This is a genomic window from Streptomyces sp. NPDC054783 (assembly GCF_053611725.1).
In genome coordinates this window covers 416,172-441,706 of sequence record NZ_JBSHAY010000001.1, presented here as the reverse complement: position 1 = coordinate 441,706, position 25,535 = coordinate 416,172, and the positions used below count along the sequence as shown (strand labels likewise).

The window sequence follows — 25,535 nt, the reverse complement described above, 5'->3', positions numbered from 1 at the left end:
TCCGCCGGTCAGGCGCGCCCGCTGTTCGCCCCTGCCGCGCGAGGCTCGTGCGGACTTCCCGCGCCCACCTTCGGGCGTTTGTACGAAGGTCGCGTGAAGCTCCTATGAAACCGGATCCGGCACAGGAGTGATCGAACGGACCCGGATGTGCCATGCTCGTCGCGTGACGAGCGAGCCCGTGCACCCGGTGGATCCCACCGGTGCCGATCTGGCGGCGTTGGCCAAGGTCGTGGCCCGTCAGCGCGCGGAGATGGAACGGCTTCGGGACCTGGCCGCCTCCTCGGCGGTCCTGGAGCGGGCCAAGGGCGTGCTCATGGCCGTCACCGGATGCGCCCCGGAAGCCGCGCACGAGCAGTTGGTGCAGCGCGCCGCGGACGGCAACCGCACGCTCCTCGAACAGTGCTGGCTGACCCTGGGCACCCTGCCGCCGCGGGAGCAGCCCGCCGGCACACCGCCGTCCCCCGCGGGACGGCCGGCCGCCGGCTCCTGGCAGGTCGCGCCCACCGGCACGGTGGAGCTCGCGAAGATACTCGGGCACATCGGCCGGGACCTGGTCCGGGTCGGTACCCCGCACGAGCTGGCCCACTGCCTGCTGAACCACCTCGCGCCCGAGACGGACGCCGACGCCGTGATGCTGTACGAGCGGCTGCCCGAGGGCGGGCTCGAACTGATCGGGCACGCCGGAGTGGAGGCGACCCTTGCCGCACAATGGCGGTACGTGCCCCCGGTGACCGGCGTGGGCGCGCTCGAGGCCCTGCGGTCCGGCGAACCGCAGTGGCTGGAGGACCCCGTCGGCAGCCGCGACCGGTATCTGCTGATCGGGGATTCGAACGAATGCTGGCCCAGCCGGGCCTGGCTGCCCATGCCGGCCGGGGACACCGCGTATGTCACCCTCGGCGTGCTGCGCCGGCGGGGCGGGACGTTCCAGCCGCGCGAGCGGGAGCTGCTGCGGGCCGTGGCCCGGCTGTGCGCGGGCCGGCTGCGCGCCTTCGACCCCACCCAGGAACGCACCGGCGACGGCGGTGCCCAGGCCGTACAGGCGGTGTTCGACGCGCTGCCGGGCGCGGCGATCCTGCTGACTCCACTGCGCTCCGCCTCCGGCGCCGTGGAGGACTACCGCATCGAGGCCGCCACCTCGCAAGCGGTCGACATCTTCGGCCGGACCGGCCGGGAGATGGTGGGCAGGCAGGTCCTGGAGAGCTATCCGTCCGTCGCGGGCGAGCCGCTGTGGCACGGCTATCTGGAAGCCCTGGAGACGGGGGTGCCGTTCGAGAGCGAGCCGTTCGTCTACCCGGACGTGGTCGGCGAGGTGCCCGTGACCGCCACCTACTCGGTGCGGGCCGCCCCACTGGGCGCGGGCCTGCTGGTCACCTGGCTGCGGCACGACGCCGCGGAGCTGCAGGAGCAGCGCCTGGCCGATGTGCAGCGGCTCGGCAACCTCGGCTGGGCCAACTGGAACCTGATCACCCGCGAGACCGCCTGGTCCGAGCAGACGTACGCCGTGCTCGGGCGGACCCCCGCGCAGCCGCCGCTCGCCCTGGAACGGCTCACGGACCTCGCCCTGCCGGAGGACGCGGGCCCGCTCACCCACGCGATCGCCGAACTGGTCCGCCACGCCCGGCCGTTCGACGTGCCGTTCCGCATCGGCACGACCGAGGGAGTGCGGCATCTGCGGCTGGTCGCGGAGGCCGTCACGGCGCCGGACGGCACCACCGTGGAGGTGCACGGCTTCGTCCAGGACCTCACCCGGCAGCGGAGCGCGGAACTGGCGCTGGTGGAGAGCGAGCGGGCGATACTGCTGCAGCGCGGGATCCTCCAGGCCGAACGGGCCCTGGCCGCCCGGCTGCAGCAGGCCCTGCTGCCGCTGCCGAGCAAGCCGGTCCGGCTGGCCGGGCTGCGCGTCGAGGTCGCGTATCTGCCCGCCCAGTCCGGCATCCATGTGGGCGGCGACTGGTTCAGCGCCATCGAACTGCCCGACGGGGACGCGCTGTTCGTGGTCGGTGACGTGGGGGGCCACGGCATCGACGCCGTGGCCACGATGGCCCAGCTCAGGTTCACCGCCAAGGGCATGGTCACCACCGGCTCCTCGCTGACCGGGGCGCTGGCGCGGCTCAACTACCTGCTGCTGCACTCCCGCGACACCCAGACCACCGCCACCATGGTGATCGCCCGCTACGACCCCCGCCGGCGTGTCCTCTCCTGGGCGCAGGCCGGGCATCTGCCGCCGCTGCTCGTGCGCGACGGCGAGGTGCGCTGTCTCGACCGGCCCGGCGGCATGCTGCTCGGCGCGAGCCTGGCCCCCGTCTTCGAGGCGGCGGAACTCCGTCTGGAGCCCGGGGACCGGCTGCTGCTGTACACCGACGGCCTGGTCGAACGCCCGGGCGAGAGCCTCGACGCGGGCCTGGACCGGCTGGCCGACGCGGTGCGCGCCCATGGCTGCGGCGTGTCCGGCTCCCTGGAGACGTTGCTCGCCACGATGCTCGCGGACGAGGGGCGGGACGATGTCTGCGTGCTCGACATCAGGCTGCCGCTTGGGGACGTGATGAACGGGGAGGACGTGCCGGGCACGGACGACTAGGGTCCGGCGGCGCCGGGACTCGGTGACGGTCCGCCGGGGGCGAGGCCGGGATCGGTCGTCGTAGGCCGGGATCAGTCGTCGTCCCGGTGCCGCCAGTACCAGAACACCCCGACGATCAGGGCCAGCAGGAAGACGGCGGGCACAAGCAGGCCCGGGATGCGGGAGCCGGTCATCGGGCTGGCCTTCGGTCGTGGTGCGGTGGAACGCGCGGCCGTCGGCCGCGGGCTGCCCATGATGAGGCCGGGCCACCGCTGTGGCAATGCCCTCGCCGGGATGTCGCCCGGTGTTCGAAATCCGCTCATTCCAACGGGTGACCCGCCTCGATGCCGGCCGCGTGGGACAAGCGCAGCAGCGGCCCGGCGCGCCCCTCGCCCCACTGCACCGGGTCCAGGACGAAACCGACGTGGTCGCCGCCGTCGGTGCGGTGGACGATGGCGCCGACGAACCAGGCCGCCGTGTTCCGCAGCACCACCGCGCCGCCGTACGCCTCCGTCCACTCCAGGCGCGCGAACTTGTCGATCTTGTCGCCGGTCTCGCCGCCGAGCAGTTCCGCGAGGTCCCGTTGGTCGCGGGTGAGCAGGTGCACGGCGAGGTGCTGTGCGGCCCGGGCGACGCGATAGGTGTGGTTGGCCTTGGACAACCAGACGGTGAACCGGGGCGGCCGGATGGAGCACTGCGAGGCGAAGCCGACCAGACACCCGGCCCGCTCACCGTCGGCCGCTGCCGTGACCACGCACATGTCGGGGTCCAGCCGGCCGAAGAAACCGCCCATGAAACCATGCGCGAGGCCGTGCACGGACCCGCCCACGCCACCCGCCGCACCGCCCACGCGAGCCGCGCCACTCGCGCCCGCGGCACCGCCCACGCCCGCCGTCCCAGCCGCACCGCCCGGGCCCGCTGCACCCCCCACGCCCGCCGTCCTGGCCGCGCCACCCATGTCCGCCATCCCGGCCGCGCCACCCACGCCCGCCGCACCGCCCACGCCCGCCGTGCCGCGCACACCCGCCATCCCGGCCGCGCCACCCCCGGCCGCCGCGCCCACCGCACCACCCGGGCCCGCCGCACCGCCCACGCCCGCCGTCCCAGCAGCTCCGCCCGCGCCCGGCGTGCTGCGCGTTCCTTCCGCGTCCGTCATGGCACCGCGCTCCCGTCCGCCGCTACGGCCCGGTCTCGGTGTGCGCAGGGAGGCCCGGGCGCGGCCCGCGCCGCTCTCCCGGGGTTCCCCGCGGGCCTCTCATGAATCGTCGCCCAGGCTGGTCCGCGACTCCAGCGCGCGCCGCGTGTCGTCGCCGTAGACACCCGTCTCGTCGCCGCTGATGCCGTACCACAGCTGGAACCGGGCCACGGCCGCCGTGAGGACGGAGTCGTAGGTGCCGCTGGTGGAGCCGTCGCGGTAGACGTCCGGGATGCGCAGCAGCCGTTTCTGCAGGTCGGTGACCTCGGGGCCGGAGTCGCCCTGCCGGAGGGTGCCGGGGCCGTCGGGGTCGGTGGCGGCGGTGGGCGCGGCGGATGCGGTGGCGGGCGGTACGGCCGTCGCGGGCCGGTGGGCGGGCGCGGTCGCCGCGGCCTGCTGGTGGCCGGTGAGGAGCAGGGCACAGCCGAAACCGAGGAGCGCGGCGGCGGCCACGGCCCCGGCGACGGCGACGGCGACGGCGCCGGCCCAGCGCAGCACGGGAGTGGTGCGGGGCGGCGCCGGTACGCGCGGCAGTTCCTGTGTCTGCGCCTCGTCGGTCTCCGCTGCCTGCGCCGCCGCGCTGTCCATCTCGCGCATCAGCTCCGCGAGGCCGTCGAGACGGCGGGGCCGCAGGACCCGGACGGGTTCCAGGACCGGTCGGGGTTGCGGTCGTTCGGAATCGGGCGGTGTCGGCACCTGACTCTCCTTCCGTCGTCCCCGTGCTGAGATACGACGACAGGGATGCCGCCGTTCAGCCGTGTCCGGCCTCCCCTCAAACGCTCAGACACTCAACTCGGCAAGAAGTGTTGAGCATTTCAGAAAGCGCATGCTAGAAAGCGCCGTCATGACGACTCCTTGGTCACGCCGTGGTTTTCTGACCGTCTGTTCGGGAACCGCTGTCACCCTGGGTCTCGGGCCCCGGGCGTTCGCGGCGTCGGACGAGTTCGCGACGCTCCGGGCGAGGTGGCGCACCCTGATCCTCGGCGAGGGGTTCGACCCCACCGCCGAACCGTTCAAGAGCCGGCTCGCCGATCTGGGCACGACGGCGGGCCAGTACCGGGCCACGATGACCCCCGCCGCGGGCTCCCTGTGGCCCGACCTGGTCTACGCCGACCCGGATCCGGACACCGACCAGGAGTCGTACGGCTACTCGGGCAACATGAACACCAGCTGCACCCGGCTGAGCACACTCGCGCAGGCCTACTGCCAGGCCGGCACCGGCCTGACCGGCGACGCGGACCTGCGGGACGCGATCATCACGGGCCTGGACCACCTCCACGACGACGTCTACAACGCGAACCAGACCCGCTACGGCAACTGGTACAGCTGGCAGATCGGCGCCCCGCAGGCGCTGTTGGACGTGTGCGTGCTGATGTACGACGCCCTGTCGGCCGACCGGTTGTCCGGCTACCTCGCCGCCGTCGACCACTTCGTGCCCGATTCGGCGGTGGCGAGCTACAGCGGGACGAGCACGGGCGCGAACCGGGTCGACCTGTGCCGGGTGCTGGCACTGCGCGGCGTCGTCGGGGCGAGCGCGGCCAAGGTGGCGCTGGCCCGCGCCGCCCTCTCCCCCGTGTTCCCGTACGTCACCTCCGGCGACGGCCTGTACGCCGACGGCTCGTTCGTCCAGCACACCACCGTGCCGTACACCGGCTCGTACGGCTCGGTCCTGCTCGGCGGTCTCGGGCTGCTGTTCGCGCTGCTGGCGGGCTCGAGCTGGGAGGTGACGGATGCGAACCGGCAGATCGTGTTCGACGCGGTGGAGCACGCCTGGGCGCCGTTCCTCCACAACGGCCTGGTGATGGACGGCGTCGCGGGCCGGGCGATCAGCCGGGGGCTCTCGGCGACGGACCCCAAACGGATCCAGCAGGACGACCATCTGCGCGGCCATCCGGTCCTGGCGTCGATCGTGCTGCTCGGACAGGGTGCGAGCGCGGCGGAGAACGCCCGCTGGCGTGCTCTGGTGAAGGGCTGGATGCAGCGCGACTACTACAGCCCGCCGCTCGCCGACCCGGTGCTGAGCCTGCCGCATCTGGCCCGGCTCAAGGGAGTTCAGGACGACGGCTCGGTGACGGCGGCCGCCGAGCCGGCCGGGCACCGGCTGTTCCCGTCCATGGCGCGGGCCACACACCGCAGCGCCGGCTGGGCGGCATCGCTGAGCATGGCGAACAAGAGGATCACGTACTACGAGACCGGCAACGGTGAGAACCTGCGTGGCTGGCACACCGGGTCCGGGATGCTCTACTGGTGGGGCGACTCCTTCGCCAACGGCCAGTACAGCGACGCCTTCTGGCCCACCGTCGACCCCTACCGCCTGCCCGGTACGACCGTCTCGCGCAAGGTGCTGGCGGACGGGGCCGGCGGGGACTGGGGCGCGCCGATGCCGGACGTGAACTGGGTGGGCGGGGCGACGGACGGACGGCGGGCGGCCGTCGGGCAGTACCTCAAGGGCCTGCAGTCGACGCTCGTGGCGAAGAAGTCGTGGTTCTTCCTGGACGACACGGTCGTCTGTCTCGGCGCGGGCATCACCTGCACCGACGGCACGGCCGTGGAGACCACGGTGGAGAACCGCAACCTCGGCCCCGCCGGCGGCGCCCCCTTCACCGTCGACGGCACGGTCGAGCCCGCCTCCTCTCCCTGGTCGGCGACGCTCACCGGGGCGAAGTGGGCTCACATCGGCGGGCACGGCGGCTATGTGTTCCCCGGCGGGACGACCGTGCAGGCCCTGCGCGCCGCCCGCGACGGCAGCTGGAGCGCGATCAACAGGGGCGGCTCGACGACGGTCCTGAACCGCAAGTACCTGACGATGTACGTCGACCACGGCACCGACCCGGCGAACGCGTCGTACGCCTACCTCCTGCTGCCGGGCGCCACCGCCGCCCGCACGCAGGCGCGGGCCGCGGACGCCGGCTGGCTGACCGTGCTCGCCAACACCGACAGCCGGCAGGGCGTTTCGGTGCGCTCGCTCGGCTTCACCGGGGTGAACTTCTGGTTCGGCGGAACGGTCGGAGCGCTCACCGCGAGCGATCCGTGCTCCGTGATGATCAGCGAGAACGACGACGGCACCGCCGTGATCGCGGTGAGCGATCCGATGCTCATGCGCTCGAGCCTCACCCTGACGTGGCGGCGGGCGGTCGCCGCGGTGACGTCCGCGCCGGGCACGCTCGCCTCGGCGGCCACCGGCTCCGCGCTCACGCTGACCTTCGGCGACCTCACGGGCACGGCCGGGGCCACCCAGCGGGTCACCGTCAGGCTCGGCTGAGCACCCCCTGCACGTACCGGCCCAGGGACGCCGTGAACGCGGCGACGAAGGCGTCCCTGGCCTCCTCCGGCAGGGCGTGGAGGGAGAGGTAGGGGTTCAGGTCCTCCAGTTCGACCAGCAGCAGGCCGCCGTCGCGGGTGCGGCAGGCGTCGACGCGCTGGATGCCGTGGCCGAGGTCGTTCCAGTCGATGAAACGCCGGGCGAACTCCAGGTCGGCGGCGGTGGCCGCATAGGGCTTCAGCTCCCAGCGGCTCTCCGGGTCGGGGGCGTGGAGGGCGTACTGGAAGTCGTCGTCGACGAAGTAGAAGGACACCTCGTGGACGAAGTCGACACAGGGCTGTATCAGGACCTGGCCGGTGGCGAGCGCGGCGACCTGGCCTGCGGGCACGATCCTGAGGCCGAGGGAGTCGGCGCCGAGCACGGGTTTGACGACGTACCGCTCGGCGGGCGGCAGCAGGTGCAGTTCCTCGGCGCGGCCGACCGTCGGTATGACGGGGAAACCCGCGGCGCTCAGGTCGAGCAGGTACTGCTTGCCGGCCATGTCCGCCTTGCCGGTGAGCGGGTTGTACACGCGGGCGCCGGTGGCGAGGGCATGTGCACGGAAGGCCTCGTACGCGCGCTGGTAGCCGAGGACGGGCCCGCTGTTGCGGACGACCACGGCGTCGAAGCCGTCCATCAGTGCGGCAGCGTCCAGCGGATGGCACAGGGCGATGTCGAAGCGGGCGCGCAGCCGGGAGGTGAGGAAGACGTCCTCGTCGCAGTAGCGTCGCCCGCGGGCCTCGTACGCCAGGTCGGTGACGTAGAGCAGGCGGGGGCGGGCGGCGGGCATACGGGGTCTCCTCGGGCGGGTCCGGCCGTGCCGACTGCGGGCGCGGCAACGTGCCGTGTCGGCGGTGGATGCAGAAAGGTTACGTCGGGGTGCGGCCGCTGCCGTCCCCCGGCCCGGTGACGACGGTCGCCCAGCAGGTCCGGACAGGGGGAGGCGGCCTCGTCCACCTCGGATCCTCACAGCACTCGGTTCCCCCACTCGGCCACTCGCACTGCACTGAGTGTCACGAGACTCGTCCGGGTGCTACGTTCCCCTCCATGAGCTCCAGCAGCGCGGCGCCGGCCGCGAAGCCGCCGATGCGCGACGCCCTCGTCGCGGCGGCCTTCCAGCTCTTCCTGGAACGCGGGTACGAGCAGACCACGGTGGACGACATCGTGGCCCTGGCCGGGGTCGGCCGGCGTTCGTTCTTCCGCTACTTCCCTTCCAAGGAGGACGTGGTCTTCCCCGACCACGAGCGCTGCCTGGCCGACATGACCGCTTTCCTCGCCGCGAGCGACGCGGAACACGAACCGGTGCGCAGGGTGTGCGACGCGGCCCGGCTGGTGCTGGGGATGTACGCGGAGAACCCGACGTTCTCCGTGCAGCGCTACCGCCTCACGAAGCAGGTGCCGGGCCTTCGGGCGTACGAGCTGTCGGTGGTGTGGCGCTACGAGCGTGCGCTCGCCGAGTACCTGCGCGGGCGGTTCGCGGGCCGGCCCGACGGGACGCTGCAGGCGGATGTCATCGCGGCCGCGGTGGTCGCCGCGCACAACAACGCCCTGCGCTCCTGGCTGCGTTCGGACGGTCTCGGCGACGCGGGCGCGGCCGTGGACCACGCGCTCGGGTATGTGCTGCGGACGTTCGGGCACGCGACCGAGCGAGCCGCGACACCGGCTCCGATCGGTCCGCTGCCGGCCGGCGAGCCGGCGGGCGGTCCCGACGACGTGGTGGTGCTGGTCTCGCGCCGGGACGCCCCCCTGTGGCGGGTGGTGCAGGAGCTGGAGGCCGCGCTCGGACGCGCCTGACAGACCGCCTCCGCCACATTGGGGGTACGCAGTGCCTTTACGGGTGACACTGAGTGCCATACTCTGTCGGCGTGCACGGCGGCACGGCCACCGCGCACGCGTGTGCCCGGTGCGCGCCGGACACGCGGGATTCCGGCCGAGCGCAGGGAGTTGACCAGCGTGTACCACCACTCAGCAAGCGCCTCGCATCCGGCGGCCGGTTCCGCGGCGGGTGTTCTCGACCCCGTCTCCGCGGACCCCAGGGACGCCATCCTCTTCCAGCGCTGCACCTGGTGCGGCACCGCCATGTACCACCGGCTGCTGTGTCCGGTGTGCCAGGGCAGCGAGCTGCGCACCGAGCGCAGCGAGGGTGTCGGGACGGTCCGGCACTCCACCGTCGTGCACCGCAACACGCCCGCCGCGCGCAATGTCTCGCTGATCGAGATGGCCGAGGGGTTCGTCGTGCGGGGCCGGGTCATGGGCCCGCCGGTCGGCATTCACAGCGGCGACCGGGTCCGGCTGTCCACCGCCAAGGACCCGGTGCGGGGCGAGCCGGTCTTCCAGCTCCTGGACGAGCCGTACCGGGGCGCCTGGACCTGACGGCGCGCGCAGGGTGATCCGTACGCCGCCCGCGTACCGGGCCGGGGCAGGGCTCGTTCCGGTCGGCCCTCACTCCGTGAGGGTGACCCGGATCCCGACCGTTCCGTCCAGCCCGCGCCGCAGCCGGCTGCCCAGCAGGGTGAGGCGGCCGACGACGCCGTACTTGCGGGCGATGAGGTCGCGGTAGCGGGCGGTGGTGGCGGCGTCGGTGATCTCCGCGGTGGCCGGCAACTGGTCGCCGGTGGGGTTGCCGCGCAGGTCGCAGGGGCCGACGAGGACATCGGCGCGACGGCGGATCCGCTTGACCTTGAAGCTGTCGGCGGCCGTCCAGACACCGAGGGTGTCGCCGTCCCGTACCACCCACACCGGCGTGGCGACCGGCGTTCCGTTCCTGCGGTGACTGGTCACCAGCAGGTACTTGCCGGAGCCGAGCCGGTCCAGCCTCGTTTCGTCCATGCACGGCAGTGTAGGAGGCCGCCGGTTCCTGCGACCCGCGCGGTCATGCCAGGGCGGCGGCCATGCGCCGTACTCCCTCGGTGAGGATGTCGGGGGAGGTCGCCAGGTTCAGCCGTACGTGTCCCGCGCCGCCGGTGCCGAAGGGCAGACCCGAGCTGAGGGCGACCCGGCCGCGGTCGAGGAAGACCTGTGCGGGGTCGTCGCCGAGGCCGAGGGCGCGGCCGTCGAGCCAGGCGAGACAGGTGGCCTCGGCGGGGTGCAGGCGGATCGCGGGCAGGTGCTCGGCGAGCAGGCCGGCGAGCAGGCTCCGGTTGGCCTCCAGCCCGGCCAGCAGGGCGTCCAGCCAGCCGGTGGCAGCGCGCAGGGCGGCCGTGTGGGCGATGACGCCGAGGTGGCTCGGGCCGTGGCTGACCTCCTCGGGCAGCCGGTCGAGGTCGGTGCCGGCCTTGGGTCCGGCGAGGGCGAGGGCGGCTTTGAGGCCGGCCAGGTTCCAGCCCTTGGAGGCCGACATCAGGGACAGGCCGCGTTCGGCGCCGGGCACGCTCAGGTACGGCACGAAGGTGGCGCCGGGGGCGACGAGCGGGGCGTGGATCTCGTCCGCGACGACCCGGACGCCGTACCGCTCGGCGAGGGCGGCGACGGTGGCCAGTTCGTCGGCGGTGTGCACGGTGCCGGTGGGGTTGTGCGGGCTGCACAGCAGGAAGGCGGCGCGGCCGGTCCCGGCGGTCGCCGCCCGGAACGCCTCCTCCAGGCCGGCCGGGTCGATGCGCAGGCCGGCCCCGAGCGGGGCCTCGACCACCCGGCGGTCCATGTGCGTGACGAACTGGAAGAACGGCGGATACACCGGCGGGTTGACGATCACCGGGTCGCCGGGCCCGGTGACCAGTTTGATCATCTCGACCACGCCGAGCATCACGTCCGGAACGATCGCGGTGCGCTCGACGGCGATCCCGTCCCAGTTCCAGCGTTCGGCGGCGAACGCGGCCAGCGCCTCGGCGTAGGCGGTGCCGGCGGGGTAGCCGGTGTCGCCGAGGGCGAGCGCGTCGGTCACGGCGCGGACGACGGGTCCGGCGAGGGGTACGTCCATCTCGGCCACCCACAGGGGCAGCACGTCCTCGGGGTAGGTGCGCCACTTCATGCTCGTACGGCGGCGCAGCTGCTCCAGGCCGAGGGCCTGCAGTGGGTCGGGTTCGCCGGGAGTGGCGTGCGGGATGCTGGTCATGGCGCTCACGATAGGAGCCCGTGCGGGGCGCGGGAACGACCGGAACACCCGGGACGCGAGCGGAGATCAACTCGGGCGTCTAGATTGCGTCTTGAACGGTGTACCCCTCGTCCGGCAACTCACCCGTACCCAGGAGCTGACCCACGTGACCGACAACCCGGCAGCCACCGACGACGTGGCCGTGTCGCTGCGTGCCCGCATCAACACCAGCCAGCCGCACACCGCCCGGATCTGGAACTACTGGCTCGGCGGCAAGGACAACTACGAGGTCGACCGTGCGGCCGGCGACCAGATACGCCAACTGCACCCCGGCATCGGGGAGTACGCGCGCGCCGACCGGCTGTTCCTCGGCCGTGCGGTGCGGCACCTGGTCGGCGAGGTGGGCATCCGGCAGTTCCTGGACATCGGCACCGGGCTGCCCACCGCGGACAACACGCACGAGGTCGCCCAGCGGATCGCGCCGGAGTCGCGGATCGTGTACGTCGACAACGACCCGCTGGTCCTCGCGCACGCGCGTGCCCTGCTCACGAGTACCCCCGAGGGCCGTACCGACTATCTGGACGAGGACCTGCGCAATGTCGACGCGATCCTCGAACACGCGGCGAAGACACTGGACTTCAGCGAGCCGGTGGCGCTGATGCTGCTCGGCGTGGTCATCTTCATCGGCGAGGACGAGGACCCGTACGGCCTGGTGCGGCGGTTGACGGACCGGTTGCCGGCCGGCAGCCACCTGGTGCTCTCGCACACCGTCACCCACCCGGCGATGCCGGACGTGGACGAGGCGGTGAAGTTCTGGAACGAGCACGGCACCCCGAAGCTGACCCAGCGCACTCCCGAGGACGTGACCCGGTTCTTCGACGGCCTGGATCTGCTGGAGCCCGGGGTGGTGTCCTGCTCGCGCTGGCGCCCGGAGGACGATCACGGCGGCGAGCCGGAGGATGTCGCGATGTTCGGCGGGGTGGCCCGCAAGGGCTGAGCCCGGGTGGGGGCTCTGCAAGATCCCTGCGGCCTCTGCGTGGCTTTGGTGGGATCGCTCTGACCTGTGGGACTTTCGGGGGGGCGTTCCTGCCCGTGCTCGGCTCTCGCCGGGTCCCTTCCGCCATGATCCGCTCTCGCGGAACCCCGCCCACCACGCTCCGCTCTCGCGGGACCCCTCCCGCGGCGCCCGGCTCACGCGGGCCTGGTGGCGGGGATCCCGCTGCCGCTGAACGCCGGGGCCGTGGGCCGCGTATGGAGGTGCGGGCCCTCGACGACCCGAGGGCTCCGCGCCGCCGGCACGGCGGCGCGCGTCCGGTTCGGTTTCGGGAGCCCTGCATGCGGCACGCACGACGACGGATCGTCAGGCGGGTGACACGCCTGGCGGCGGTCGGCGGACTCCTCCTGGGCGGCGCGATGGTCGCCCAGGCGGCCATGGCGAGCGAGACACCCCCCGCCGCCAGACCGCTCGCCTCCCCATCCGGCGCGTCCGGTGCCGGGGACACCGGAGCGGCACTGGTGGCGCGGCTCGGCACGGCACGGACGGCGGGCGACTGGATCGGCGCCGACGGGCGGCCGGTCGTGGCGGTGACCGACGAGGCGGCGGCGCGGCAGGTGCGGCGCGCGGGCGCCGAGGCGAAGGTCGTGTCGCACAGCATGAACGAGCTCAAGTCGGCGACGGCCACGCTGCGTTCGGCGCCGCGTGTGGCGGGCACCGCGTGGGCGGTGGACTACCGGACCAACCGGGTCGTGGTCAGCGCGGACAGCACGGTGTCCGCGGGCGACTGGTCCAGGATGAGCCAAGTGGCCGCGAAGGCGGGGAGCTTCGTGCGGATGGAGCGCGCGAAGGGCACGTTCACCACGCGGCTGAACGGCGCCCAGCCGATCCTGTCGACCGGCGGCCGCTGCTCGGCCGGGTTCAACGTGACCAACGGGCAGAGCGACTTCATTCTCACGGCCGGTCACTGCGGTCCTGCGGGATCCACCTGGTTCGCCGACAACCAGGGGAATCAGCAGCTCGGCCGGACGGTGGCCAGTACCTTCCCCGGCAACGACTTCTCGCTCGTGCAGTACGCCTCCGGCAGGGCCGGGGACGGCGCCGACGTCGTCGCGATCGGCGGTGGCAACGGGGTGCGGATCACGGGGCTCGCGGATGCGGCGGTGGGTCAGCGGGTGTTCCGCAGCGGCAGCACCAGCGGACTGCACGACGGAACCGTCACCGCGCTCAACGCGACCGTCAACTACCCCGAGGGGACGGTCACCGGGCTGATTCAGACCAATGTGTGTGCCGAACCGGGGGACAGTGGCGGGCCGCTGTTCTCCGACGGGATCGCGCTCGGGGTGACCTCGGGCGGCAGCGGTGACTGCACGACGGGCGGGACGACGTTCTTCCAACCGTTGACGCGGGCGCTGGCGGCGCTGAACGTGAAGCTGATCGTGTCGGCGCAGAACGCCGGTGGTACGGCCCGGAGCGCGGCCCCCTCCCCCGCGCCGTCCGCCTCGGCGGCGCAGGGCGCGGTGGCGCCGAGCGCGGCCTCGCCGGGTTCCGCGGCGCCGGTGACGGGTACGCAGGGCCAGACGCTGCTGGCACGGCTGACGGACACCCGGAACGTCGGTCCCGGGCTGCTGGTCATCGCGGGCAGCCTGATCGCGCTGGTCGCGACCCGCTACATCCGGGCCGAACAGGACCGCAAGGCCTATCAGCGGTACTACTCGGCGACCTGGGGCTGACGCGGTCGACCCGCTGACGGCAGTCGACGAGCTGACGCGGGCGACGAGCCGGCGCCGGCGAAATTCTAAGGGCACCCGTGCGCTCACGGGTGCCCTGGAGGTTCGGCGCGGTCCGCGCGAGGTGGGTCAGGCCGCTCGCCGCAAGCGCGGGGTCGCGGCGGCCCACTCCATCACGAGGCGCTGGTACTCCGCGCGCTGCTCGGTGGTCAGTGTCCCGCCCGATCGGCGCCACAGGGCCCTGATCTCCTCGTTGACCTCCGCGGCCGAGCGCTCGGGGGCGGCTTCAACAGTGGTGGACATGTTGTGAAGCATATGCCGATCGAGGTGAAGGCGCTGTGAGTAAGTACACTCGATACGGACATTACGGACGTGGTACTCATCACGTCGATGTGTCAAGCGTGGGGCGGGAGTTCACACCGGGCCCTCACCCAGTACCAGCACCTGGATCGCCAGTACCGCGGCACCCCGCGCCCAGTCGTGGAAGTCGGACACCTTCGTCTCCACATCGACCGGGTCGGCCTGCGGATGCCGGTGGGCGTCGATCGCCTCGCGGACCGTGTTCCCGGCCACATCCATCAGGCCGACGCCCTCTCCGGCGAGCAGGATCTTCTGCGGCATCGCGAAGTTGGAGATCTGCGCGAGCAGGGCGCCGAGGGCCCGGGCGGCCTCGTCGATCACCCGGGAGGCCATGGGCTCGCCCGCTCCGGCGCCGGCGAGGATCTCCTCGTAGGTGGTGTCACGGCCCGTGGCGGCGCGGATCTGGTACTCGATGCTGGGGATGGTGAGCAGCGACACGGCACTGCCGCGTGCGCCGTCCGGGGTGAGCGGGCCGTTCGGGCCGATGATCCAGTGACGCCCGAAGCCGCGGCCGTCCTCCGCGAACGGCACGCGCCTGCCGCCGAGCACCAGCCCGTAGCCGATGCCGGCGCCGATGGTGAGAACGGCGAAGCGGTCGAGTCCGCGGCCCGCACCGAACCAGGTCTCGGCCTCGACCAGGGCGGCCACGTCGTTCTCCACGACCACCGGCAGCCCGGTGCGCTCCCGGACCAGCGCGGCGAGCGGCACGTCCCGCCAGCCGAGGAACGGCGACTCGGCGACCACCGCGCGCTCGCGCACCAGACCGCCGGCGCCGATGCCGATGCCCGCGGGGGCGGGGCACCCCTCGGCCAGGGCGGCCGCCATCTCCGAGACCAGTGCGGCGACGGCGTCCGGGTCGCGCGTGGTGAGCGGCCGGTCGAGTCTTCCGGTCACCTCGCTGCGCAGGGTGGTCACGACGCCGTAGACCATGTCCCCGGTGATCTTGAAGCCGAGGAAGGAGCGGGCGTCGGCCACGACGTCGAGCGGCCGTGACGGACGGCCCTGACGCGCCTGGGCCGGGCCGGCCGCCTCGGGGGCCTCGGCCAGCAGCCCGGACTCCAGCAGCGGCTTGGTCAGCCGGGTGAGACTGCCCTGGGAGAGCCCGAGGCGTCGGGCCAGCTCGGTGCGGGACAGCGGCCCGTGCACAAGCACCTCGATCGCCACGGAGCGCTCCGCGGGGCTCAGCGGCAGCCAGCCGGTCATGCGACCCGACCCTTCATTTTCTTCCGACACAGAAGCAAGCAGCCTCACCTTACTGCGTGCACAGCACCCAGGAGAAGCGACGGACCGCCTCTTGACGGCCATATTCTTCCGTGTCAAAAGTAATCGACATGACTTTCTCCCTCGGTATCGTCGGCGCAGGACAGTTCTCCGGTCAGTTCGCCACCCTGTTCCAGGCCCACCCCGGCGTCCGTGACGTCTACGTCACCGACCTGCTGCCCGAACGGGCGGAGCGGCTCGTGGCCGCCCAGGGTCTCGCCGGCACCTTCCCGTCGTACGCGGCCATGCTGGAATCGCGGGAGGTCGACGCGGTCGCGATCTTCACCCAGCGCTGGACGCACGGCCCGCTGGTCCTGGAGGGCCTCGGTGCGGGCAAGCACGTCTACTCCGCGGTCCCCATGGCGGTCACCACGGCCGAGATATCCGCGATCATCGATGCGGTACGGGCGACCGGGCTGACGTACATGATGGGTGAGACCAGCCAGTACAACCCGGCGACCGTGCACGCCCGCAACCAGATCGCCCAGGGCGCGTTCGGCCGGCTGTTCTACGCCGAGGGCGACTACGTCCACGACATGGACCTCGGCTTCTACGAGGCCTACCAGTACAGCGGCGGCGAGGGCTGGAAGGCGACGGCCAGCTATCCACCGCTGCTGTACCCGACGCACTCGGTGGGCGGGGTGCTCGGGGCCTGGCGGACGCATGCGGTGAGCGTGTCGGCGATCGGGGTGCGGGACGAGCGCGGCGACGGCGTTTTCGATCGTTCGGTGAGCCAGTTCGACAACGACGTGTCCAACGCGACCGCGTTGTTCGAGGTGGCGGGCGGCGGATCGTTCCGTACGAACGAGTTCCGGCGGGTCGGCTACCCCTCGCACATCCGCGAGTCGCGGTTCCGGTTCTTCGGCACGGAGGCCAGCATGGAGCAGCTGGCGACGGTGGCGCTGTGGCAGGACAAGAACGGGGTGAAGGACATCAGCGAGCTGCTGGAGCCCAAGCCGACCCTGGCCCCCGACGATCCGTCCCTGGCGCACATCGCGCCGGAGCTGCGGGCCGCCTTCACCTCGGGTTCGGCGCCGGTGCACGACCGGTCCAGGCTGCCGCGCCAGTTCGACCGGCTGCACAACGGCCACGAGGGCAGCCACCACTTCCTCGTGGACGACTTCGTCACCGCCGTCAACACCCGTTCGCTTCCGTCCGTGAACGCATGGGTGGCCGCCCGCTACACCCTGCCGGGCGTCATCGCGCACGAGTCCGCGCGGCAGGGCGGCGTCCGGCTGGCCATCCCCGACCTCGGGGACGCGCCGGAGGTGTGACGGTACGGGCGGCGACGGCTCAGGGCCGGTCACGTCCCGGTCAAGTGCCGGTCATGTGCCCGGCTTGCGGCCGTAGACGAAGACGTCGTCGCCCGTCTTCAGCAGGGACCAGTACGCCTTGGCGTCCTTGGTCGTCATGTTGACGCAGCCGTGCGAGCCCGGCGGGTTCCACATGCTCAGGTTGACCGAGTGGAAGGCCTGGCCGCCGTCGAAGAACTGGCTGTAGGGCATGGGCACGTTGTAGACGGTCGAGACGTGGTGGAGGTCCCGCCAGTAGATCTTCTTCAGGCCGGTGCGGGTGGCGTAGCCCTTGCGCCCGGTGCGCACGGGGACCGGTCCGTGGACGAGCTTCCTGCCGTCCTGGATCCAGCTCAGCTGGAGTGTGAGGTTCACGCAGGCGATCCGGCCCTTGTTCACCGGGCACGCGCCGTCCTTGTTCGGGTTGTTCCCGACGGCCCTCTGCTTGTTCATCAGGTCCATCACACCCCAGGTGACGGGTCCGGCGTAGCCGATGGCGGGCGTGATGCCGTGCTTGTTCTGGAAGGCCTGGATGGCCTGGCAGTCGGCGGCGGACTGCTTGCCGTCGACCGGCCGGCCGAGGAACTTCTCGACCTGTTTCTGGTACGGCCCGGTCTGCGTGGTGCAGCTCGCGGCCTGGGCCGGTGCCGCGGTGAAGGCGAGCGTGAGCGGCGCCACGAGTCCCGTGACGCCCAGCGCGACGATGCCCCGTCTGCGTGTGTCCCCCATGTGCAACCCTCTTCTCCCCTGTTCACCCGGGGTCTGCCCCGGGTTCTCCCCTGGCGATTCCCGCGATCTCGGACTGCTAGACCTGTGCGGGGGTCAAAGGGTTGTGGTTCCGGTCAGGCTGTGACGAAACGGTGAACCTCCTCACCGCGCAGCCGGCCGGCGGGGAGCCTGCGGCCGTACGCGACCAGCAGGAGGTCCTGGCCGCGGCCGTACAGGGCGGCGCCGGAGCCGAAGGACCAGTCGAGGTCGTCCGCGCACAGCCGCACACCGGTCAGGTCGGTGCCGAACACCCGGAAGGCGCGCGGGTCGACGGCGTCCAGCAGGATCCGCAGCCGGCCCTCGGGCACCTCGCGGTCCAGTCCGAGGGCGACGGTGACGTCCAGACCGTGCACGACGTCGTGGCCGAGGGCCGCGGCGAGCCCGCCGACGGGTGGCTTCCAGGGGTGGTGGGCATGGGTGCGCAGGAACCCGGCGAGCACGGCGTCCGGGTGGGCTGCCGCGTCGCGTCGGGCGAGCCGGTCGGTCATGCGGTGCAGGCTGCCGCGCGCCTTGACGAGTTCCACCAGCACCTGCGCGGTCGGGTGGCGGAACCCCATCGACATGTGTGCCACGACCTCCCGTACCCGCCACCCCGCGCACAGGCTGGGCGCGCTCCACTGCGCGGGCGTCAACACCTCGAAGAGATCGGCCAGTTCCCGACGTTCGGCGGCGATGGCGGCGGCCGTGGCGGCCCTGTCTGCTGCGGTTCGTGCTGTTTTCCCCATGCCTCCAGGGTTGTCGACGTCGTTGCCGGAAGTCCAAGACATGATCCGTCTGACATCTAGCATGATCCGTTATGGAGTTGAGGCAGCTGCGGTACTTCGTGACGGTGGTGGAGGAGGCCGGATTCACCCGGGCCGCCGAACGGCTGCATCTGGCCCAGCCCGGGCTGAGCGCGCAAGTCCGACAGCTGGAGCGCGAGTTGGGGCAGCCGCTGCTGGACCGCTCGGGACGCTCGGTGCGGCCGACGGAGGTGGGTGAGGCCGTACTGCCGTATGCGCGGGCCGCGCTCGCGGCCGTCGAGGGGGTGCGGCAGACGGTGGAGGAGTACACCGGACTGCTGCGCGGGCGAGTCGCCGTCGGTCTGGTCCCCGGCACCCTCGCGCACCCCTTCGACATGGCCGGGCAGCTGGCGGACTTCCATGAGGCACACCCGCAGGTGGAGGTCACGCTCACCGAGGACACCTCGGAGCGGATGCTGGCCGCGCTGCGCCGGGGCGAGCTGGACCTCGCGGTGGCCGGGGTCGCGCAGGAGGCGCCGCCGCCGGGCATCGCCCACCATGTGGTGATCGACGAGCCGCTGGTCGTGGCGGCGGTGCCCGGGCACCCCCTGTTCGCCGAGTACGACGGCTGCGCTGCCGTTCCGCCGGCGGCGCTGCGCGGGCACCGGGTGATCGGCCTGCCGCGCGGAACCGGGATGCGCGGTGTGGTGGAACGGCTGTGCGCCGAGGCGGGTTTCCGGCCGCGGATCGCGTTCGAGGCGGCGACGCCGGACGCGTTGGGCCGGCTGGCGGCTCGCGGGCTCGGGGTCGCCGTCCTGCCTGGTCTCGGCCCCCGGCCGGGCCTCACCGTCCTGCCTCTGCAGGACCCGCGGGCACGCGGCAGGGTGGCCCTGGCTTGGCGGGCGGAGGGGCCGATGCTGCCGGCGGCGCGAGTCCTTCTGGGGCGGCTGCGGGAGGGGACGGGCGGGGGCGGGTGAGCGCCATGGCAGGTTCGGTCGTTGTCGTGTGCGGGTGCGTGGTGGCTGGTCGCACGGTTCCCCGCGCCCCTTCGGGGCGCTCATCGCCACCACCGTCCAGTCCAGTTCCCCGGAATTGGACCGGGCCCACGGCTTCCCCGCCCCTCTACGCTGCGGCACATGCACCCCACCCTCGCCGACGACCTCTCCCGGCTCCCCGAACTGCTCCAGTCCGCGCGTGACTTCGCCACCCGTGAAGCGGTGGGAGTCACGGAGCGACCGGTTGCCGCTCCTGGAAAGGCCCCCACACGTACTCCGCTTCCGGAGGAGGGCGCGGGCGCAGAAGCGGCTCTGGCGCAGTTCGCCGAGCGGTGGGCGCCCGGCTTCTCCGGCTCCGCCGGTCCCCGCTACCTGGGCTTCGTCACCGGTGGCGCGACCCCGGCGTCGGTCGCCGGTGACTGGCTGACGTCGGCGTTCGACCAGAACCTGTCCGGGGCGGGCGGTTCGTGGGCCCAGGAGCTGGAGCGGGAGACGCTGGCCTGGCTGCGCGGGATGTTCGGGCTGGGCGAGGCGCACAGCGGCGCGTTCGTGACGGGGGCGACCGCGTCCAACACGGTCGGGCTGGCGATCGGCCGGGAGTGGCTCGGCGAGCGGCTCGGCGTGGACGTCTCGCGCAAGGGCGCGGCGGCGCTCGGCCCGGTCGAGGTGCTCTCCGGCAGCCCGCACTCCAGCGTGGCCAAGGCGATGTCGGTGCTGGGACTCGGCCGGGACCGGCTGCGGCGGGTGCCGTTGCTGCCCGGCAACCGGGAGGCGGTGGACGTGGCCGCGCTGGAGGCGGAGCTGGCCCGGCTGGAAGGCCCGGCGGTCGTCGTGGCGAACGCGGGCACCGTGAACACCGTCGACTTCGACGATCTACGCGCGATCGCCGCGCTGAAGGAGGGTTACGACTTCTGGCTGCACGTCGATGCCGCGTTCGGCGGTTTCGCGGCGCTCTCCCCCGAGTACGCCGCGCTGGTCGACGGTCTCGACGCGGCCGACTCGGTCTGTGTGGACCTGCACAAGTGGCTCAACGTCCCCTACGACGCGGCCGTGCAGTTCACGCGTCGGCGTGACCTTCAGGTGAGGGTGTTCCACAACGCCTCCCCCTATCTGGGGCTGCCCGTCGGCGAGCCCGACTTCGTGCATCTGACCCCGGAGAACTCCCGGCGGCTGCGCGCGCTGCCCGCGTGGTTCTCGCTGGTGGCCTACGGACGCGCCGGGCACCGGGAGATCGTCGAGCGGAACGTGGCCCTGGCGCGCCGGCTCGGCGCGGGCATCGACGCGCTGCCGGGCCTGCGCCTGCTGGCACCGGTCCGGCTGAACGTCGTCTGCTTCACCCTCGCCGAGGACCCCACGCAGGAGCGGGTGGACGCGCTGGCCCGGGCGGTCGCCGCATCCGGGGAGGCGTATGTGACACCGACCGTGTACGGCGGGGTGCCCGGGCTGCGGGCCGCGTTCAGCAACTGGCGCACCACCGAGGCCGACACCGAGCGGGTGCTTCAGGCGCTGGCTGCGGCCTCGGGCTGAGGGCTCAGGGCGCCGGCTCCCCGGAGGGCTCGGCCCGGCCGGCCCCGGGGCGCCGTACGACCGTGTGGAAGCCGGTGTTCACCGCGGTGAGCCCGCCGTCGACCACCAGCGTGGTGCCGGTGATCCACGCGGCGTCGCGGGAGGCGAGGAAGGCGACCGCGGCGGCGACGTCCTCCGGCTCGCCGACCCGGCCGAGCGGATAGAACGGGCGGAGCGCGTCGAGTTCGTCCTCGCGCCCCTGCCACGCCGAGGTGCGGACCGTGCCCGGCACCACGAGGTTGGCCCGCACGCCCCGGGCCCCCGCATGCCCGGCGAGGGTGCGGGTGAGCGAGCCGAGGCCGGCCTTGGCGGCGCTGTAGGCGTGGTTGCCGAAGTCCTGCATCCCGTTGACGGAACCGATGCTGACGATCGCCCCGCGTCCGGAGGCGGCGAGATGCGGCAGGGCGGCGCGGCAGCAGCGGTAGGCGCCGGTGAGGGTGACGTCGAGGTCGAGCGCCCACGTCTCGTCGGACTCGTCCTCGAAGAAGGGGGCGTCCGGGGTGCAGTGGGCGGCGCAGTTGACCAGCACGTCGAGCGAGCCGAACGCGGCAACGGCGTGGCCGACGGCCGCCTCCACCGAGGCGCGGTCGCCGATGTCGCACGCCAACGCCTCGACTGCAAGGCCCTGTCGGCGCATGGAGGCGGCGGTACGCTCGGCCTCGGGCAGGTCCCGGTCGGTGACCAGGATCCGTCCGCCCTCCTCGGCGAGCCTCCTGGCGACGGCGGCGCCGATACCGCGGGCCGCGCCCGTGACGAGAACTCCGTGTCCTGCGAAGCGGGTGTGATCGGTCATGCGGTGACCGTACGGCCCAGCGGGGGCGCGGTCACCGGTATCCGGTGACGTCGGCCGGCTTGCCCGCGTCCTGCACCTCGACCAGGTACCGCCAGGCGTCGGGGCGGCTGCCGTCGAGGTCGGTGAAGCCGTACTCCCGGGCGAGTCCGCCGCTGGAGAGCGACTGCCCGTTGAAGCGGGCCACGTCGGGGTCGGCGGCCAGGGCGGCGACGGCGCGGCCGACATAGCGCGGGGTCTCGGAGATGGCGAAGTGCGGTTCGCGGTCGAGGGCTTCGCGCCAGTTGTCCTCGCGGATGCCGTACGCGTCGAGCATCAGCTCCGAGCGCAGCCAGCCCGGGGTCAGGGCGAGCGCGGTGGCGCCGCGCGGGCCGAGTTCGTGGCCCAGCGCGAAGGCCATCCGCAGCACGGAGGCCTTGGCGAGGTCGTAGAAGAAGTTCACGCGGTAGGTGTCGCGGTTGTAGTCGGCGGTGCCGTCGGTCATCTCCACGACGAGGCCGCCGGGGTGCCGCAGCAGGAGCGGCAGCGCGAAGTGGCTGGTGACCGCGTGTGTCTCGACCGCGAGCCGGAGCAGTTTGAGCCCGCCCGCAAGGTCGTGCTCCCAGACCGGGGTGTCCCACTCGAAGAGCTTCTCGCCGCCCCAGATGTCGTTGACGAGGATGTCGAGGCGGCCCTGTTCGCGGTCGATGCGCTCCGCCAGGGCGCGTACGGCGGACTGTTCCAGATGGTCGGCGGTGACGGCGATGCCGTGTCCGCCGGCCGCGGTGACGAGGTCGGCGGTGTCCTCGATGGTCTCGGGGCGGTCGTACTCCGAGCGGTGCTCACGGGTGCTGCGGCCGGTCACGTAGACGGTGGCGCCGGCCGCGCCGAGTTCCACGGCGGTGCCCCGCCCGGCGCCCCGGGTCGCCCCCGCGACCAGCGCCACCTTGTCCTGCAGCGGTCCTGACATGTCCGGCCTCCCGTGCGCTTGCGACTGCGGTGCGACTGCTGTCGCCGTCCACTGTCACGGGAAAGCCGGACATCTTCTGTCGGGGTTGCCGGCGCGGGCTCAGTGTCCGCGCCTGATCCACTCCTCCAGGTGCGGTGCCTCGGCGCCGATGGTGGTGGGGTCGCCGTGGCCGGTGAGGACCTTGGTCTCCGGCGGGAGGGTGAGGAGCTTGTCGCGGATGGAGTCGATGATCGTCGGGAAGTGCGAGTACGTGCGTCCGGTGGCGCCCGGGCCGCCCCGGAACAGGGTGTCCCCGGTGAAGACGGTGCCGAGCGCGGGGTCGTACAAGCAGACGGCGCCGGGGGCGTGGCCCGGGGTGTGGATCACGGTCAGGTCGGCGCCGGCGGCCTCGATGACCTGGCCGTCCAGGAGGTGCCGGTCGGGGTCGCGATGCGGGTGGGTCGTCTTCCACAGCGGCAGGTCGTCGGGGTGCAGCCAGATGGTGGCGCCGGTGCGGTCGGCGAGTGCCGGTGCGGCGTTGACGTGGTCGTTGTGGGCGTGCGTGCACACGATGGCGATCAGGCGCCGGTCGTCGACGGCGCGGGCGATGGCCTCGGCGTCGTGGGCTGCGTCGATGACGATCACCTCCCGCTCGTCGCCGACGATCCACACGTTGTTCTCGACGTCCCAGGTGCCGCCGTCGAGCGTGAACTGCCCGGTGGTGACGAGGCGTTCGATGCGTACGGTCATCGGAACACCACCACGGACCGCAGCACGTCGCCGTGGTGCATCCGCTCGAACGCCTTCTCCACCTCGTCGAGCTGGATGGTCTCCGTGACGAACGCGTCGAGCGGCAGCCGCCCCTGCAGGTGCAGGTCGATGAGCATCGGGAAGTCACGGGAGGGCAGGCAGTCGCCGTACCAGGACGACTTCAGGGCGCCGCCGCGGCCGAAGACGTCCAGCAGGGGCAGTTCGAGCTTCATCTCGGGGGTGGGGACGCCGACGAGGACGACGGTGCCGGCGAGGTCGCGGGCGTAGAAGGCCTGCTGGTACGTCTCCGGGCGGCCGACCGCCTCGATGACGACGTCGGCGCCGAAGCCGCCGGTCAGCTCGCGGATCGCCGCGACCGGGTCGGTCTCCTTGGAGTTGACGGTGTGGGTGGCGCCCAGGGTGCGGGCCTTGTCCAGCTTGCGGCCGTCGATGTCCACGGCGATGATCTTCGCCGCGCCTGCGAGGTTCGCCCCGGCGACGGCCGCGTCGCCGACCCCGCCGCACCCGATGACGGCGACCGAGTCGCCCCGCCCGACGCCGCCCGTGTTGATCGCGGCGCCGATACCGGCCATGACCCCGCAGCCCAGCAGGCCGGCGACCGCCGGGGAGACGGCCGGGTCGACCTTGGTGCACTGGCCGGCGGCGACGAGCGTCTTCTCGGCGAAGGCGCCGATGCCCAGCGCCGGCGAGAGCTCCGTACCGTCGGTCAGGGTCATCTTCTGCTTCGCGTTGTGCGTGTCGAAGCAGTACCAGGGCCTGCCGCGCAGACAGGCCCGGCAGTTGCCGCACACGGCACGCCAGTTGAGGACGACGAAGTCGCCGGGCGCGACATCGCTCACGCCCTCGCCGACCGACTCCACGACACCGGCGGCCTCATGGCCGAGGAGGAAGGGGAAGCCGTCCGAGATGCCGCCCTGCTTGTAGTGCAGGTCGGTATGGCAGACGCCGCAGGCCTGGACGCGCACCACGGCCTCGCCGGGCCCCGGGTCCGGCACCACGATCGTCTCGATCCGTACGGGCTCGTCCTTCCCCGGTGCAATCACGCCGCGCACTTCCTGCGCCATGGTCTGGCCCCTTCCTCGAATGCCTTCGCCGCCGACCCTATGCGCGACCGGCCGGTAGCGGGCGGACCACGGCCGTGATCGTGGATCTTTCCGGCCGCCGGGCGAATCGGTCCGCGCCGGACGCCCCCATTCGGCAGCGCCGGGCGCTCATGCCGAGAACAGCGGGCTCATTCGTTGGAAACGATCCGCTCTTCGGTAAGAATTTGACCGAATAACATCATTCCATGATGACAATCTTTTTGCAGGGTGCATGAGTTCGCCTGGTGTGTGCATCGATCCGGGCGTGCCTCAATGGGGGCATGCCCGTCGAAGCCCGCAATGGACGCATCGCATTCCTTTTCTCGGCCGGCGCCGCGCCGCGGCCCGGAACAGGACGCGAACTCCGTGACGCCTTCCCGGAGTTCGCCGATGCGCTGGACGACATCTGCGGGCGCCTCGATCCGTATCTCGAACTCCCGCTGAAATCCGTGATGTTCGCGCACGACGGCACGCGTACGGCTGCGCTGCTGGAGCGGGAGTCGTTCGCCGGGCCCGCGGTGTTCGCGCTCCAGGCGGCACAGTACCGGTTGCTGCGCGGCTGGGGTGTCCTGCCGGACGTGGTGTTCGGGCAGGCGGCCGGGCGGATGGCCGCCGCGTATGCCGCGGGCGTCTTCTCGCTGGCGGACGCCTGCCACGCGGTCGGCACCCTGGCCCGGCTCCTGGACGGCCGGGCGGACTCCGAGCCGCACTCCGCGCGCCTGGACGACGTCCTCGACGCCTACGGCCGTACCCTCGCCACGCTCCACCCGTGCGCGCCGCGCCTGCCCCTGGTGTCGGACGTCACCGCCCGTCCCGTGGGCGCGGAGACCGCCGAGCCGGAGTTCTGGCTGCAGCGCGCACCGCTGCGGTTCGCCGAGGCGGTCGGCCTGCTGCACCGCGACGGAGTGCGCACCTGGCTGGAACTGGGTCCGGGCGACCGGCTCACCCGCCTGCTCCCGGACTGTCTCCCGGACTGCCTCCCGGGCGGTACGGCCTCGGCTTTCGCGCTGTCCCGCGACTGGGCGGTGCTGCGGTCGGGGCCGGGCGCCGGCTCCGGGGCCGTACGGCGCTGAGGGCCGGGACACGGACGGCGGCCCGCGCTCACCCGTTGGCGGAGCCCGCCGTCTGCGCTTGCCGTGGCCGCCGGGCCGGGGGAGTCTCGAAGGGTGGGCGTCCGGGCGGTCCGCGCCCCGC

At 72.7% G+C, this 25,535-nt stretch carries 23 protein-coding genes; 10 read left to right on the top strand and 13 right to left on the bottom strand.

All coding sequences use genetic code 11. From position 1 onward, the window contains the following. Positions 1-145: 145 nt before the first annotated feature. Positions 146-2,578 carry a SpoIIE family protein phosphatase gene (locus ACWGJ5_RS02040; RefSeq protein WP_453307852.1) on the top strand — a complete coding sequence of 811 codons (2,433 nt, stop codon included), beginning with the start codon at positions 146-148 and terminating at the stop codon, positions 2,576-2,578. A gap of 298 nt (positions 2,579-2,876) precedes the next feature. Here the strand turns inward: ACWGJ5_RS02040 and ACWGJ5_RS02035 are convergent, their stop codons facing one another. Together ACWGJ5_RS02035 and ACWGJ5_RS02030 are read right to left on the bottom strand one after the other, a co-directional pair. Continuing rightward, positions 2,877-3,350: a flavin reductase family protein gene (locus tag ACWGJ5_RS02035; RefSeq protein ID WP_453308260.1), complete on the bottom strand. Its 474-nt coding sequence runs from the start codon at positions 3,348-3,350 to the stop codon at positions 2,877-2,879. 462 nt (positions 3,351-3,812) lie between these two features. Further along, entirely contained in the window at positions 3,813-4,448 is a 636-nt protein-coding gene (locus ACWGJ5_RS02030) for a peptidoglycan-binding domain-containing protein (RefSeq protein ID WP_453307851.1), read from the bottom strand. 148 nt (positions 4,449-4,596) lie between these two features. On the opposite strand from ACWGJ5_RS02030, the gene ACWGJ5_RS02025 reads away from it, so the two are divergent. After that, positions 4,597-7,014 (top strand): polysaccharide lyase 8 family protein, encoded by a 2,418-nt coding sequence (locus tag ACWGJ5_RS02025; protein ID WP_453307850.1) that lies wholly within the window; start codon positions 4,597-4,599, stop codon positions 7,012-7,014. Here the strand turns inward: ACWGJ5_RS02025 and ACWGJ5_RS02020 are convergent. Beyond that, positions 7,001-7,843 carry a hypothetical protein gene (locus ACWGJ5_RS02020; protein WP_453307849.1) on the bottom strand — a complete coding sequence of 281 codons (843 nt, stop codon included), beginning with the start codon at positions 7,841-7,843 and terminating at the stop codon, positions 7,001-7,003. The two genes, ACWGJ5_RS02025 and ACWGJ5_RS02020, sit on opposite strands and share 14 nt — an antisense overlap. A 257-nt stretch (positions 7,844-8,100) precedes the next feature. Between ACWGJ5_RS02020 and ACWGJ5_RS02015 the strand changes: the two genes are divergently transcribed. Together ACWGJ5_RS02015 and ACWGJ5_RS02010 are read left to right on the top strand one after the other, a co-directional pair. After that, positions 8,101-8,847 (top strand): TetR family transcriptional regulator, encoded by a 747-nt coding sequence (locus tag ACWGJ5_RS02015; protein ID WP_453307848.1) that lies wholly within the window; start codon positions 8,101-8,103, stop codon positions 8,845-8,847. 159 nt (positions 8,848-9,006) lie between these two features. Further along, a complete protein-coding gene (locus ACWGJ5_RS02010; RefSeq protein ID WP_453307847.1) occupies positions 9,007-9,426 on the top strand; it encodes a Zn-ribbon domain-containing OB-fold protein in 420 nt (139 codons plus the stop codon). 69 nt (positions 9,427-9,495) lie between these two features. Here ACWGJ5_RS02010 and ACWGJ5_RS02005 read toward each other — a convergent pair whose 3' ends face one another. Together ACWGJ5_RS02005 and ACWGJ5_RS02000 are read right to left on the bottom strand one after the other, a co-directional pair. After that, positions 9,496-9,882 carry a PPOX class F420-dependent oxidoreductase gene (locus ACWGJ5_RS02005; protein ID WP_453307846.1) on the bottom strand — a complete coding sequence of 129 codons (387 nt, stop codon included), beginning with the start codon at positions 9,880-9,882 and terminating at the stop codon, positions 9,496-9,498. A gap of 43 nt (positions 9,883-9,925) precedes the next feature. Beyond that, positions 9,926-11,104 (bottom strand): MalY/PatB family protein, encoded by a 1,179-nt coding sequence (locus ACWGJ5_RS02000; protein WP_453307845.1) that lies wholly within the window; start codon positions 11,102-11,104, stop codon positions 9,926-9,928. A gap of 145 nt (positions 11,105-11,249) precedes the next feature. On the opposite strand from ACWGJ5_RS02000, the gene ACWGJ5_RS01995 reads away from it, so the two are divergent. Further along, positions 11,250-12,080, top strand: a complete 831-nt coding sequence (locus ACWGJ5_RS01995; protein ID WP_453308259.1) for an SAM-dependent methyltransferase — start codon at positions 11,250-11,252, stop codon at positions 12,078-12,080. Positions 12,081-12,418: 338 nt separating this feature from the next. After that, on the top strand, positions 12,419-13,810 hold the full coding sequence (locus ACWGJ5_RS01990; protein ID WP_453307844.1) for a S1 family peptidase: 1,392 nt from the start codon (positions 12,419-12,421) through the stop codon (positions 13,808-13,810). Positions 13,811-13,936: 126 nt separating this feature from the next. On the opposite strand, the gene ACWGJ5_RS01985 is transcribed toward ACWGJ5_RS01990, so the two are convergent. Together ACWGJ5_RS01985 and ACWGJ5_RS01980 are read right to left on the bottom strand one after the other, a co-directional pair. Further along, positions 13,937-14,122, bottom strand: a complete 186-nt coding sequence (locus ACWGJ5_RS01985; RefSeq protein WP_453307843.1) for a hypothetical protein — start codon at positions 14,120-14,122, stop codon at positions 13,937-13,939. A gap of 99 nt (positions 14,123-14,221) precedes the next feature. Then, positions 14,222-15,370, bottom strand: coding sequence for an ROK family protein (locus tag ACWGJ5_RS01980; protein WP_453307842.1), 1,149 nt, complete (start codon positions 15,368-15,370; stop codon positions 14,222-14,224). A gap of 128 nt (positions 15,371-15,498) precedes the next feature. On the opposite strand from ACWGJ5_RS01980, the gene ACWGJ5_RS01975 reads away from it, so the two are divergent. Continuing rightward, positions 15,499-16,701 (top strand): Gfo/Idh/MocA family protein, encoded by a 1,203-nt coding sequence (locus ACWGJ5_RS01975; protein WP_453307841.1) that lies wholly within the window; start codon positions 15,499-15,501, stop codon positions 16,699-16,701. A gap of 51 nt (positions 16,702-16,752) precedes the next feature. Here the strand turns inward: ACWGJ5_RS01975 and ACWGJ5_RS01970 are convergent, their stop codons facing one another. Continuing rightward, complete coding sequence (locus ACWGJ5_RS01970) at positions 16,753-17,448, bottom strand: L,D-transpeptidase family protein (protein WP_453307840.1); 696 nt, start codon at positions 17,446-17,448, stop codon at positions 16,753-16,755. A gap of 113 nt (positions 17,449-17,561) precedes the next feature. After that, positions 17,562-18,212: a maleylpyruvate isomerase family mycothiol-dependent enzyme gene (locus ACWGJ5_RS01965; RefSeq protein WP_453307839.1), complete on the bottom strand. Its 651-nt coding sequence runs from the start codon at positions 18,210-18,212 to the stop codon at positions 17,562-17,564. Positions 18,213-18,283: 71 nt separating this feature from the next. On the opposite strand from ACWGJ5_RS01965, the gene ACWGJ5_RS01960 reads away from it, so the two are divergent. Further along, positions 18,284-19,186: a LysR family transcriptional regulator gene (locus tag ACWGJ5_RS01960; protein WP_453307838.1), complete on the top strand. Its 903-nt coding sequence runs from the start codon at positions 18,284-18,286 to the stop codon at positions 19,184-19,186. A 159-nt stretch (positions 19,187-19,345) separates the two neighbouring features. Further along, the gene (locus ACWGJ5_RS01955; RefSeq protein WP_453307837.1) at positions 19,346-20,731 is read left to right on the top strand and encodes a pyridoxal phosphate-dependent decarboxylase family protein; all 1,386 of its coding nucleotides are present in this window, start codon (positions 19,346-19,348) and stop codon (positions 20,729-20,731) included. A gap of 4 nt (positions 20,732-20,735) precedes the next feature. Here ACWGJ5_RS01955 and ACWGJ5_RS01950 read toward each other — a convergent pair whose 3' ends face one another. The 4 genes from ACWGJ5_RS01950 to ACWGJ5_RS01935 all read right to left on the bottom strand — a co-directional run bounded on the left by ACWGJ5_RS01950 (position 20,736) and on the right by ACWGJ5_RS01935 (position 24,323). Beyond that, on the bottom strand, positions 20,736-21,563 hold the full coding sequence (locus ACWGJ5_RS01950; protein WP_453307836.1) for an SDR family NAD(P)-dependent oxidoreductase: 828 nt from the start codon (positions 21,561-21,563) through the stop codon (positions 20,736-20,738). Positions 21,564-21,594: 31 nt separating this feature from the next. After that, positions 21,595-22,509, bottom strand: coding sequence for an SDR family oxidoreductase (locus tag ACWGJ5_RS01945; RefSeq protein WP_453307835.1), 915 nt, complete (start codon positions 22,507-22,509; stop codon positions 21,595-21,597). A 99-nt stretch (positions 22,510-22,608) separates the two neighbouring features. Beyond that, entirely contained in the window at positions 22,609-23,238 is a 630-nt protein-coding gene (locus tag ACWGJ5_RS01940; protein ID WP_228618322.1) for an MBL fold metallo-hydrolase, read from the bottom strand. Next, positions 23,235-24,323, bottom strand: a complete 1,089-nt coding sequence (locus tag ACWGJ5_RS01935; protein WP_453307834.1) for an S-(hydroxymethyl)mycothiol dehydrogenase — start codon at positions 24,321-24,323, stop codon at positions 23,235-23,237. Before ACWGJ5_RS01935 ends, ACWGJ5_RS01940 begins: the two co-directional genes overlap by 4 nt. 299 nt (positions 24,324-24,622) lie before the next feature. On the opposite strand from ACWGJ5_RS01935, the gene ACWGJ5_RS01930 reads away from it, so the two are divergent. After that, positions 24,623-25,414: an acyltransferase domain-containing protein gene (locus ACWGJ5_RS01930; RefSeq protein ID WP_453307833.1), complete on the top strand. Its 792-nt coding sequence runs from the start codon at positions 24,623-24,625 to the stop codon at positions 25,412-25,414. Positions 25,415-25,535: the final 121 nt, after the last annotated feature.